We start from the raw sequence: 12,456 nt of genomic DNA on the forward strand, positions 1-12,456 counted from the left end.
CCAATTCGCGCGGTCTTGCATAAGGGCAGCACGTTCTGACCGGTGATTCAGGTCAGAACGTGCAAGGTCTGCTTCGCGTCTGTCAAAGCCCCTCAACAGGCACCTCGACCTCAGGTTCCGCGTCAAAGATCAGCGCCTCGATCCCCGACATGCGGACGGTGCCGTCTGGCCCGGTGGCCAGCAGCCGACCGTTGTCTTGGGTGATCTCGTAGGCGCCCCGCGCACCCGGCAGCACCGCCACATCGCGACCCGGTCCGCCGACCAGCACATCCGCACCGCCACCAGACACCAGCACGTCATTGCCGCCGCCCGTGACCAGATAATCCTCATGCGGCGTTCCCTCGACTCGGCCCGCACCATCCAGCACCCGGATGCCGTTTTCAAAGGCCTGCGCCTCTCGCCGCTCCCAACCGTTCGGGCCGGAGGCGTTGAACGCCATCAGCATGTCCCAGCGTGGGTTTTCATCCTCAAGATACCGCTTCGCGCCCCAACTGCCCCACATCGTCGCCGGGGCCACGTCCACAAAGGCGTTGAACAGCACGCCCCCTGCATCGACCCACCCGGCCAGCAACTGCTCATACAGCTTGGCCATCTCGGGCGTGTAGCTGAACGTGTTGAAAAAGGCCGTCAGCCGTTCGTCATTGACCCGCGCACCGTGGCCGACAAGATGGGTGCCGCCTTCGTACATGATCAGGCGCAGATTGTTCTTTCGCGCCACGCCCGCATGATAGGGAAAGACCTCTTGCACGATCTGCCGCACCGATCCCTCTGCCAAGGCCTGCGCCACCGGTGCAATTGCCCCGTCAAAGCGCCGTTCCCGCACGTATTCCCGCAGCGCGACCCGCTGTAGCCCGTCTGCCTCACCGGCGTCGCGGGCCATCTTTTCGGCGGCGTCCAGCCAGCCGTCCATCCGCTGCGCCATTTCTGCGCCGCCAATTTCATAACCGAAATAGCCGGTCACCGCGTAGGCGTCGAAACTGTCCACCGGCATGTGTCCCAGTTCCAAAAAGGCCAATGGTGCCTGCAAGATCTGCTCTTCCAGTCCCGGCCAGCCGGTATGCGTGGCCACCACCCGCACCAGTCGGTCCGATGCTTTGCCAAAGACCTCTGTCCAGATGTTCATGATCTGCGCCGCGCGCAGGCCATAGAACTGGGTCCAGCCCTCTCCGGTTGCGCCCCAGCGTGCGTCTGCCTGCTGGCGCACCCAAGTGGCTTGCGGAAAGCCAAGGTTCCAGACCTCGTTCGAGAATTCCACGTAGGCTTTTAGCCGGGGGTCAAGGTCGCGTTCCACGACCTCGGCGAACTGCCGGATATAGGTATCATCGACAAGGTGGGGCATGTTGAACCACGGGTCCGCGCCGATCACATTGGCCAGCCGCACCATGACCTCGACCGGGACACCCCATTCTGACCAACTGGCGGTCTGCATGGTCGGGCGCGCGTTCCAGCCTGTCACCGGAGAACCGTTGGTGATCATCCAATCCATGAACCGCAGCACGCGCATATCCTCAATCCGGGATAGGAACGCCGGGTTGAACAAGGCACCCGCCTGATACAGCGCCTGATGTTCTTCGCGCAGGATCACGATGTTGCGGATCGGGTCCTTGGTGTCGATGCCGGTAATGGACAGCGCCACCAGCCCCTCCCCCGGCTCATAAGAAAAGGTGATGCGACCATTCTCCCGCCGCACACGTTTGGCCCGTCCGACAAGGCGGATGCGCGCGTTGCCGTCATAGGTCAACACATAGTCGCCACGCAGCGATTCCGCCTCGACCGGCTGGTTTGTCAGGATCACGGTTTCCAGCGCATCGACCCCTTCGGGCATCCGCAACGGCCAGTCGTTTTCATCCAGATCGCCGCGCGCGCGCAGTTCCTCAGTCCGCACAGCGCCCCATGTGTCACCGACGTTGCCGACCCATCCCCGAGAGGATTTCATCAGGTCAAGGAAAGGATGCTGCGTCGACCAGTCGGAAATGCCGTTCAGCCCCATCGCCAGCGCGGGAATGCCTTCGGGCCTGATCCCGCTGGGCGGCAGGGACACGGGCTGACGCTCTGGCAGTGCTGGGGCGACGGGGGTTTCAGAGTCGGCCACCGGGGCCCGCGCCTCTCGCTGCGGCACCGCCTGCCAGATCGCCTTGGCCAGCGCGTCATAGTTTTCCACCACATCCGGGTGCAGCGTGGCGGGCGGGGTGAACGCCGCGGGCGGCGGGGCCTCATAGACCCACGCATAGGTGACCATGGCCGCCAGCATGTATTGCGTCGGCGTGCCGTGCGGCGCGCTGTCGGTATAAAGCGCCTGTGGCGGCACGTTTTCCAGTAGGCCGCCCTCAGCGAAGAACCCTGCAAGAATCGAGGCCACCGGGATAAGCTCGACCTGCGTGTCGGGCCGCGTGACGGTCAAGACATTCAGCAGGTCACGATACCACTGATGGTACTCCCCGGCGTTGTAGGCGTGAAACTCCTGCGTCTCTTGCGCATTGGGGGGAAAGGTCGCGACGATGCCGTCCATTGTCGACCAGCCTTCATAGATGAACAGACGCGAGGCGGGGCTGTTCGCGCCGACCCAGTCGAACAACCGCTGCAACGCGCCCAGCGGGCTTTCGCCGGTTGGGTTCTCTCCCTCGTAGGGCACGTCGGGCAATTGGTACTGGATGAAGTTGCCGGGGGCCACGATCACCGCGTCAAAGCGCCCGTCGCGGAAACTGCCCTGTCCGGGCGACCACGCGCCGGACACACCGGGAAACCCCCAGTTCGCCGTTGGCGGCAACCCGTCGGCAAAGTTCCGCAAAAATCCCCACTGGCCGTCCAGCGCAAGGCTGCGCCCATCGGCCTTGGCCATCTCATTGATCCAGTGCGGAACATTGGTCAGATCAGAGGTCTCGCTAAGGTGGTTCACCAGCGAATTGCCAAAGACGTAAACGCGCGCTTCGTCCCGCTCTGCCGCCGTTCCGACACCCGCCCAAAGCGCCATCAGCGCCACCAGGATCCGTTTCATGCCCTGCCCCGATTTTTTTATGCCTCGGGGTCAGTATGCCCGATGTTCCCGGCAGAGCAAATGGGGCGCGGCGCGCCCCATTCCGGGAACAGCTGACCTATTAGTCGGCGGCGTCCTCGTAGGTGCAGTAGGTGCACAATTCATCGGCGCAATAGCCCGGAATGCAGGCTGGCCCTTTGTAGCCTGACGGCGCATCGCCGACGCAGAGGTATTCCGCCGTAAAGGTGGCGCCTTCACAGGTGCCAGACTCGAGGCAGCTGGTCCCGGTCCCGGTTGAAAACTGCCACAGGGCGCGGGTGGTGTAGATGCCACTGGGGTCACAGGTGGCGGTATAGTTCTGCGTCACCGATTTTGACAGCGCGCTGGTGTAGGCAAAGGACCCCGCATAGCCCACCGCGACCGAGGCCGATGCCGTGACCCCGGTCCCAAGGATGGTCAGACCCGCCTCCATCGACTCGGTGACTGTGACGCTCCATTGCTGGGTTGTGGTCCAGCTATTGGTGCGCTCTGTCCCGACCGAAATCTGGTGGCTGATCGGACAGTTGAGACCATCGCAAGAGATCACCTTTTGCCAACGGCCCACGGTGTTGACCGAAACCGGCGTTTGCGCCTGATAGAAGCACCGCTTTCTGCTGTGGATCGGGTCGACGCCGAAATAATTGTTATCGCAGGGGTATTTGTTGCCTGTGTGGTGGATGAACCGGATGTCGAACCGTTTGTCCGCGCCGTAAATCGCCATGACGACGTCGCCCACATTCATCTGGCATTCGCGGCCCTCCGTCGCGCATTGGACGATGTCGCCGTCGTTCAGGGTATAGGCCGCGCCCATCTGACAGGTTTTGTCCGTACCCTTGGCCGGGTCAAAACCGAAATAGCTGTTAGTACAGGCCAGCTTTTGCCGGTCGGACCCTTCGATCAGGGTATAGATCCACTTGCCATCGGCACCGTAGCGGACCCACCGGAATTCGCCGTTGGGATTGGTGAAATCCTTGCCTTCATCCGCAACCTTGGAAAAGGTGCCCGCCTCTGGCACACCGAACAGGTTTTCGAGGATAAAGGCGCACTCCTTGTCCGTCCCTTTAGAGGGGTCGCCCCAGAAGTTCTTGCAGGGCACTTTTTCCACGCCTTTGGTCACGAAAAAGGTAAAATCCTCACCGATGCCGTAGCGCACGATCACAAGGTCATCGGTGCCCGGGGCGCAGTCCTTTCCTTCTTTCGCGCAATTCACCCATTGCTCTGTTTCGACGGCGGCATATTGCGTGACCCGGTCACCATAGACCGGCTGCGCCAGCACCGGCGGGGCCATACACAAGCCTGTAATCAAGACAAGAATACGTTTCATGGTCGTAAGGGCCTCCCGCCCAATAGAATCAACTCAAGCGTGTTTAATGGTAATTAAATTCTCTTTTTTGGTAATGCTTGATTTCTAGTTTAAAGAGTCTTTTAGATTTTCGAATCTCCTTTAAGGCGTGCGCTCCGGTCTTAGTCATTTCCTGCAAAAGGTGGGTTTTCATTTGGAAAACGCGGCGTATAGTGACGCGCATGATCGTTGACCTCCATAACACCCGTTTGACCCGCCTTCCGGCGGCGGTCGCGTATGGTGCCGATCTACTGCTAACTCGCCTCTGAGCGTGGCCCCCTCGGCGCGCGTGCTCAGAGGAGATGTGTGACGCGCCGGACCCTGCCCACGCACCCGAGTTGGATACCTTCGATGACAGACACACTGGCCCCTGCACTGGCCGTCATTCGCCCCGCATACAGCGGGTCATCCATCCGTGTCCGCAGGCTGACCCACTCCAATTTTCAGGGCGCCCAGACGTCCCGCCCGCATAGCTGAGGAAAGACCATGAGCACCGACAAGAACGTTTCGCCCGACGCGAACAAAGACAAAGTCGTCATCTTCGACACCACCCTTCGGGACGGCGAACAGTCGCCCGGCGCAACCATGACCCATGCCGAAAAGATCGAGATTGCCGAGCTGCTCGACGATATGGGGGTCGATATCATCGAAGCTGGTTTCCCCATCGCCTCCGAGGGCGATTTCCGCGCTGTTTCCGAGATTGCGGAACGGTCCAAAAACGCGGTGATCTGCGGACTTGCCCGTGCGCAATTGCCCGACATTGACCGCTGTTGGGAGGCGGTGAAAAAGGCCGCGCAGCCGCGCATTCACACCTTTATCGGCACCTCGCCGCTGCACCGCGCCATTCCGAACCTCACCATGGACGAAATGGCCGAGCGTATCGAACAGACCGTCACGCACGCGCGCAACCTGTGTGACAATGTGCAGTGGTCGCCGATGGACGCCACCCGGACCGAATGGGATTACCTCTGCCGGACGGTGGAGATTGCCATCAAGGCCGGGGCCACAACGATCAACATTCCCGATACCGTGGGTTACACCGCGCCGGTCGAATCCGCCGACCTCATTCGCCAGTTGATCGAAACGGTGCCGGGGGCCGATGAGGTGGTCTTTGCCACCCATTGCCACAACGACCTTGGCATGGCGACGGCGAACGCGCTGGCCGCAGTCGCCGGTGGTGCGCGGCAGATCGAATGCACCATCAACGGCCTTGGCGAACGCGCGGGCAACACCGCACTTGAAGAGGTTGTCATGGCGCTGAAGGTACGGGGCGACATCATGCCCTTCTACACCGGCATCGACACCAAGAAGATCATGCACATCTCGCGTCGTGTCTCGACCGTGTCCGGCTTTCCGGTGCAGTTCAACAAGGCCATCGTGGGCAAGAACGCCTTTGCGCACGAAAGCGGCATCCATCAGGACGGGATGCTCAAGAACGCCGAGACATTTGAGATCATGCGCCCCGAGGATGTGGGTATTGCGGGCACCTCATTGCCGCTTGGCAAACATTCGGGCCGTGCTGCCCTGCGCGCCAAGCTCAAGGATCTTGGGGTCGAGGTGGGAGACAACCAGCTCAAGGACATCTTCGTCCGGTTCAAGGATCTGGCCGACCGCAAGAAAGAGGTGTTCGACGACGATATCCTTGCCCTTGTGACCGCCACGACCGACGGCCCCGAGGCATTGCAACTGGTCAACCTGCGCGTCGTTTGCGGCACCGGCGGCCCCGCCGAGGCGCAGATCGAGATGGAGATCGAAGGCAAGGACCTGTCGGCCACCTGTGAAGGCGACGGCCCGGTCGATGCCTCGTTCAAGGCGGTGCGCGAACTGTTCCCGAACAAGGCGCGCCTGCAATTGTACCAGGTTCACGCCGTGACCGAAGGCACCGACGCACAGGCGACCGTATCCGTACGGCTGGAAGAGGACGGCATGATCGCCACCGGGCAATCGGCGGATACCGACACGGTTGTTGCCTCTGTGCTTGCCTATATTCAGGCGCTCAATCGGCTGATCGTGCGCCGCAACCGCGTCGGCCCCGGCGCGGACGCGCGTGAGATCAGCTACAAGGACGTGTGATCTTGTGGCCGTCGGGGAGCCTCCCCGGCGGCCTTCTCAGCTTTTCTTGACGAACTTCGTCAGGATCACGATGCGCTGCCCCTCAACCCGGCCAGAGATATGTTCGGCATTGTCCGCCTCAAGGATGATCTTGCGCACGGCGGTGCCCTGCTTGGCGGTAAAGCCCGCGCCCTTGACCGGCAGCGCCTTGATCAGGGTCACGGTGTCGCCGTTCTGCAAGACGGTTCCGTTGCTGTCCCGGTGGACGATCTCATCGCCCGTGGGCAGGCCCGCGTGCGCCCATTCCAGAACCTCGGGTTCCAGATAGGCGATTTCCAGCAGATCATTGGCCCAAGCCGCGTCCAGTTGATTGAGCAGTCGGTAGGCCAAGACCTGCTCGGCCGGCTCCGTACTCCAGATCGCGTCGTTCAGGCACTGCCAGTGCGGGCTGTCCTGCGGCCCTTGGTCGACACCCGCGGCGCAGGTCGGGCACAGCGCGACCTCAATATCCTTCGGCGCAACGGACAGTGGCGCGGCGTCCTCCGCCTTGCACAAAGCGCATTGGGTCATGGCCGGGTCTCCTTGTTGTCCCGCGCCCTGCAGACAGCGCGAGACCCGCGCTGTCCATGCGTCTAAACGCGCCTTAGTCGCCCAGCGCGATGCCCTCCCGCCGGGGATCGGCCCCGCCTTGCAGTCCATCCAGTGACACGGCAATTGCGTGCAGTCCCGATGTCAGGTCCCGTACACTGACCTCAAATCCCAGCGCCTCCAGCGGTCCCTGCAGGGCCGCCAGATCCGTGCCCTCTTCCAGATCGAAGGTGCCAAAGCGGTTCAACCCATGCGGCATGGCAACGGCCTGCTGCACATCCATACCCCAGTCGATATGCGCCACGATGGCCTGCGCGACGTAGCCAATGATCCGCGATCCACCCGGGGAGCCGATCACCAGCACCGGCGCGCCATCCTTGCGGACAATCGTCGGCGCCATCGACGACCGGGGACGCTTGCCCGGGGCCACCGCGTTGGCAATCGGCACCCCGTCGGAATGCGAGCGGAAAGAGAAATCCGTCAGCTCGTTGTTCAGCAAAAAGCCGTTGGTCATCAGCCGAGAGCCAAAGCCGTTCTCAATGGTCGTCGTCATCGACAACGCGTTGCCATATTGGTCCACGATAGAGATATGCGAGGTCGACGGCAGTTCGAGGCTTTCGTCATCGGCCCAGAGCATCGCATGATCCCACGCGGGCATCCCCGGTGCCACCTCTGGCAGGGAATCGTCACCCGCCAGCAGTTTAGCGCGCTCAGCCAGATAGGCCGGATCGACCAAGCCTGCCGTGGGCATCGGAACAAAATCGCTGTCGGCCATGTAGCGGCCCCGATCCGCAAAGGCGAGCCGCGAGGCATCGCCGATCATCCGCCATGTGTCGACGTCCCCCGGATCGCCCGGTGCGGAGGCATCGAGCATCCCAAGGATCTGCCCCACGGTCAGCGCGCCGGACGACGGCGGCCCCATGCCACAAACCTCATGCCCCCGGAACGGCGCACACACCGCCGGGCGCTCCTTAACCTCATACGCCGCCAGATCGCGCAGGGTCATGACGCCGGGGTTGGGCGCAAAGCCCTGCACCGTGTCGACGATATCCTGCGCGATGGGGCCTTCGTAGATCGCCGCCGCGCCATCCGCCGCCATTGCCCGCATGACCGCCGCATAGGCGGGGTTGGTTTTCATGGTCCCTTCAGCAATCGGCGCGCCACCGGGGTAGAAATACTCTTTGGTCGGACCGTGACGGCCCAGCCGGTCGGCATCACCCGCCACCAATCCGGCAAGGCGCGGCGACACGGCAAAGCCGCCTTCGGCCAATCGCGTGGCTGGATCGAACAGGTCTGCCCAGTCGGCCTTGCCCCATTTATCATGCGCGGCCTGCATTAGCGCAGGTGTACCCGGCACCCCGACAGACCGACCGCCCACCACCGCATCCCAGAACTTCAGCGGATTGCCCTCGGCGTCCTGAAACAGACGCGGCGTCGCGCCCAGCGGCGCGGTTTCGCGCCCGTCCAGCGTGGTGATCTCTCCAGTCGCGCCATCGTGCCAGACAAGGAACGCCCCGCCGCCCATGCCGGAGCTCTGCGGCTCGACCAACCCCAACACTGTCTGCACCGCGATCATCGCATCTGCCGCCGACCCGCCAGAGCGCAGCACCTCGGCCCCGGCCTGTACCGCGTGGGGATTTGCGGCGGCCACCATCCAGTTTTCGCCCATCACCGGCCTGCCCGCGCCTTTGGTCGCCAAAGCATCGCCAACCTGCGCAGAAATCGCGGCAAACGGACTGTCCGAAACGGCCTGTTCCGGATCGACAGCATCGGCGGCCTGTTGCGCAAGACCTGCGGACCCCAACAGGCCCGCGACGGCAAATGACATGAGAAAACGCATGGTACGAAACCCTCCCTTAATGCACGAGTATATGCCCAGTCTTACATCTCAGCCGCGAATCTCAAGGGCATGTTTCCGGCCAGAACGGCCAGACACAAAATAATGGTCGGAATTACTCCACGCAGTGCGCTCTTATGATTATACTGCGTCGCAGCAACCTTCGAAAAATTCCGAAGTTGCCTCATTTGAAAAAGAATTAGAGTATACCATTGCCCCTTGACCTGACGTTCTTTCCTCAGTGGAAATTCGTGCATGTCGACTATTTCGGCCGGGCAACGGTCGGAGATATCGTGCGCGGCTATTCCGATATGCTGGCCCATCCAGAGGCCGGCCATCTGAGCTTTTCTCTCAATGACATGCGCGGGCTGGAGGGGTTGAACGTGTTCTACGACGGCATGATGCACATGGCCAAAACCGTGTCTTCCGATGCTGCGCAGCGGTCCGAACCCTTGGCGATGGCCGTTGTCGCCAATCAACGGAACATGATGCCCATTCTGACAGACTATTGCGCCCAAGTGTCGCGCGCGGGGACCGCGCGCTGCGGACTGCTTTCGGACATCGCGGACGCGGTGGACTGGCTGGGCCTCTCTCGCGACGTGCTGGACCTTCGCCTGTCCGGCGGACGGCGCATCGCCGATCCACTTTCGCAGTCTTCTACGCTCACAGCATCGCGGGAACCACCTGATCCGGCGGGCGATGACCATCGTCAAAGGTCTTGATATTGATGATCACCTTTTCGCCCATCTCGACGCGGCCTTCCTGCGTGGCCGACCCCATATGGGGCAGCATCACCACGTTGGGCATGTTACGCAGCTCGGGGTTTCCCGCCAGACCGTGTTCGTAGACATCCAGACCGGCACCTGCCAGTTGCCCCGCTTTCAGCATCCGCGTCAGGGCGTTTTCGTCGATCACCTCGCCGCGTGAGGTGTTCACAATCACCGCGCTGGGTTTCATCAGTTGCAGACGACGGGCGTTGAGCAGGTGATAGGTGCTGGGTGTCGAGGGACAGTTGACGCTGATCACATCCATCCGCGCGACCATCTGGTCGAGGCTTTCCCAGTAGGTGGCCTGCAATGCCTCTTCGATCTCGGCGCGCAGGCGGTGTCGGTTGTGGTAATGCACCTGCATCCCAAAGGCGGCGGCGCGGCGCGCCACGGCCTGACCAATGCGGCCCATGCCGAGAATGCCCAGACGGCGACCGCCCAGTCGCCCCCCCAGCAATGCGGTGGGGGCCCAGCCTTCCCAGCTGCCCTCCTGCATCACCTTCAGGCCTTCCTGAATGCGGCGGGTCACCCCCAGCATCAGCGCCATGACCATGTCGGCGGTGTCTTCGGTCACCACGCCGGGCGTGTTGGACACCAAAATCCCGCGCGACCGGGCCGTGGCGACATCAATGTGGTCAAATCCCGCGCCGTAGTTGGCGATCAGTTTGAGCTTTTCACCCGCCTGCCCGATCAACCCCGCGTCAATGCGGTCCGTGACCGTCGAGACAAGCACATCCGCCTCCTGCATGGCGTCCACAAGCTCACCCCGGGTCATCGGGCGGTCATCCTCGCGCAGCTTTGCGGCGAACAACTCGGTCAGCCGCGTCTCGACGACTTCGGGCAAGCGTCGCGTCACGACAACACTCAGACGTTTTGATGGCATACAGCCTCTCCCCAAACTTCCCCATCGGGGTCCTCGGGCGGTAGACTGCGTCAGGACAGGACGGGGCGCAAGAACCCCGCCAGAAAAACTGAGCAGGATCAGAGACCATGTTCAAGAAAGCGATCGCCGTGGCGGTGGCGTTTACCCTGTGCGCCGTGCCTTTGGCCGCGGCACAGGACAAGGGATCCGAGACAAAGCTGCCTTTGCCGCGCTTCGTCTCATTGAAGGCGTCCGAGGGCAACGTGCGGCGCGGGCCGTCGCTGACCCATCGGATCGACTGGGTCTACAAGCGGCGATCCATGCCGTTGGAGATCACCGCCGAGCATGGCCACTGGCGGCGCGTGCGGGACCGCGACGGGGCTGGCGGATGGGTGCATTACTCGCTGCTGTCGGGCTCGAGGACGGTCATCGTCGAGCAGGACATGCTGAGCCTGCATCAGCGTCAGGACCCGGACAGCCCGGTGGTGGCGCGGCTGGAACTGGGGGTGATCGCGCGGCTGGGCGATTGCGGGCCGGAGTGGTGCAAGCTGACGGCGTCGGGCTATAAGGGATGGGCTGACAAGACCGCGCTTTGGGGGGTCAAGCCGGACGAGATCCGCGAGTGATTATGGGGCTGTCCACGCGTGGACAGCAACCCGGCATAATAAAATCAATAGCTTGCAGAGGCGTTTTTACCGTTTGTTAGGTATTGGGCAGGCCGTCACGACCCCGGACCCGCCCTAATCAGAGGTCCCGGGTCAGGCCCGGGACGGGGGGCGTTATGCCGCTTCATGCATGAGGATCGCTGCCTCGGACGAGGACAGGTTGCGGCGGGCGTAGGCGCCGTAGGATTGCGGGTTGCCGGCCACGCCGGGCAGGGTTTGCAACAGACGGGTGCGGTCATCGCTGTCCATCGAGGAGAGCGCCGCGTTGGCGGGATGAAAGCTTTCGGTTTCGACGCCATCGGCAAAGAGCACCTCATGCCGGGGCAGCAGGAGGTGAACATAGGTCACTTCCTTTATGTCCATGTCCTGCACGATGCTGTGCCCGTCCACCAGATCGCGGGCCGCCACCAGCACCTCTGGCGTGTTGAACAGCGCCCGCGCCGGGGCACCGCGCACCACCATGCGGTGCTCTGGCGACACGAGGATATCGCAATTCGGCTGACCCAGCCCCAAAGCCCCGGCGCGCAGCCGGATCGGGCGCAGTGAGGGCATGGCAAAGAGCCGCGCGCCCGACATCCGCCTGCTGCCGATCCAGCACACCGGCTGCGCGCCGCTGTCCTTGGTCTGCACCAGATCGCCTTCGCGCAACAATCCCACCGGCACCTGACCGTCCGGGGTGAGGATGCGGGTGCGCGGCGTAAAGCAAATGACAGCGCCGCCGGGATCGGCGGGCGCCTCAAGCGGTTCCACCGACCGGGCGTGATGAACAACCCAAAGATCAATTCCAGAGGGCGGCACCTCATCCAGGAACATCAAGAGAGGCGGCACATGCCGCCCGACGGGGATCAGGGTGACGGTGTACCCCTTGCGCCCATCGGTCACGACAAAACAGGAATCGCCATACAGGGCGTCGCTGTCGTCCAAGGCCGCAGAGGACCGTCCGGGGGGGTCAAAATCCAGCGCCGCGCCCACCAGACGCCGCACCATGCGCGCCGCGCGCGGACGGATGTTTGCATCGCCACTCTCATTGCCCAGTTGCAGGACCGACGCGGGACCATCTACCCGCACCGGCTCTCCGGTCCAGGACCATGCGGCCCCGACCTTCAGTGCCGGAAGAGGCGCATCCTGCGCCCCGTCGATTTCCGTCTGTGCCCACGAGATGACGAACGTGCCACGATAGCCCGTTGCCATTCTTGTTTGCCTGCCTCAGTCGTTTTTTAATTAACAATTAAGGTACAGCGTGAAAATCGTTTCTCAAAGCGGAACCGGGCAAAGGCATGATGCTTCCCCAAGGGAAGACCGCACTAATGTGGCCGGAACGCAACGATTT

Annotated in this window: 9 protein-coding genes; 3 read left to right on the forward strand and 6 right to left on the reverse strand. The window is 62.6% G+C overall.

What is annotated here, in order from left to right:
- Nucleotides 1–82 precede the first annotated feature (82 nt).
- Both VOI21_RS03210 and VOI21_RS03215 read right to left on the reverse strand, forming a co-directional pair.
- Entirely contained in the window at nt 83–2,995 is a 2,913-nt protein-coding gene (locus VOI21_RS03210) for a calcium-binding protein (RefSeq protein WP_323767621.1), read from the reverse strand.
- A gap of 100 nt (nt 2,996–3,095) precedes the next feature.
- Nucleotides 3,096–4,337 carry a hypothetical protein gene (locus VOI21_RS03215; RefSeq protein WP_323767623.1) on the reverse strand — a complete coding sequence of 414 codons (1,242 nt, stop codon included), beginning with the start codon at nt 4,335–4,337 and terminating at the stop codon, nt 3,096–3,098.
- Between the two features lie 504 nt (nt 4,338–4,841).
- Between VOI21_RS03215 and VOI21_RS03220 the strand changes: the two genes are divergently transcribed.
- Nucleotides 4,842–6,428 carry a 2-isopropylmalate synthase gene (locus VOI21_RS03220; RefSeq protein ID WP_323767625.1) on the forward strand — a complete coding sequence of 529 codons (1,587 nt, stop codon included), beginning with the start codon at nt 4,842–4,844 and terminating at the stop codon, nt 6,426–6,428.
- A 36-nt stretch (nt 6,429–6,464) separates the two neighbouring features.
- On the opposite strand, the gene VOI21_RS03225 is transcribed toward VOI21_RS03220, so the two are convergent.
- Together VOI21_RS03225 and ggt are read right to left on the reverse strand one after the other, a co-directional pair.
- Complete coding sequence (locus VOI21_RS03225; RefSeq protein WP_323767627.1) at nt 6,465–6,977, reverse strand: alkylphosphonate utilization protein; 513 nt, start codon at nt 6,975–6,977, stop codon at nt 6,465–6,467.
- 73 nt (nt 6,978–7,050) lie between these two features.
- Nucleotides 7,051–8,835 (reverse strand): gamma-glutamyltransferase, encoded by a 1,785-nt coding sequence (ggt, locus tag VOI21_RS03230; protein WP_323767629.1) that lies wholly within the window; start codon nt 8,833–8,835, stop codon nt 7,051–7,053.
- 209 nt (nt 8,836–9,044) lie between these two features.
- Between ggt and VOI21_RS03235 the strand changes: the two genes are divergently transcribed.
- On the forward strand, nt 9,045–9,554 hold the full coding sequence (locus tag VOI21_RS03235) for a hypothetical protein (RefSeq protein WP_323767631.1): 510 nt from the start codon (nt 9,045–9,047) through the stop codon (nt 9,552–9,554).
- Here the strand turns inward: VOI21_RS03235 and VOI21_RS03240 are convergent.
- On the reverse strand, nt 9,496–10,482 hold the full coding sequence (locus tag VOI21_RS03240) for a D-glycerate dehydrogenase (RefSeq protein ID WP_323767633.1): 987 nt from the start codon (nt 10,480–10,482) through the stop codon (nt 9,496–9,498). The two genes, VOI21_RS03235 and VOI21_RS03240, sit on opposite strands and share 59 nt — an antisense overlap.
- Before the next feature lie 107 nt (nt 10,483–10,589).
- Here VOI21_RS03240 and VOI21_RS03245 point away from each other — a divergent pair, with 107 nt between their 5' ends.
- Nucleotides 10,590–11,087, forward strand: a complete 498-nt coding sequence (locus tag VOI21_RS03245; protein WP_323767636.1) for an SH3 domain-containing protein — start codon at nt 10,590–10,592, stop codon at nt 11,085–11,087.
- 153 nt (nt 11,088–11,240) lie between these two features.
- On the opposite strand, the gene VOI21_RS03250 is transcribed toward VOI21_RS03245, so the two are convergent.
- Nucleotides 11,241–12,317 carry a Hint domain-containing protein gene (locus VOI21_RS03250; protein ID WP_323767638.1) on the reverse strand — a complete coding sequence of 359 codons (1,077 nt, stop codon included), beginning with the start codon at nt 12,315–12,317 and terminating at the stop codon, nt 11,241–11,243.
- Nucleotides 12,318–12,456: the final 139 nt, after the last annotated feature.

Origin of the sequence: Antarctobacter sp. (assembly GCF_034670325.1) — a bacterium.
Taxonomy (GTDB): domain Bacteria; phylum Pseudomonadota; class Alphaproteobacteria; order Rhodobacterales; family Rhodobacteraceae; genus Antarctobacter.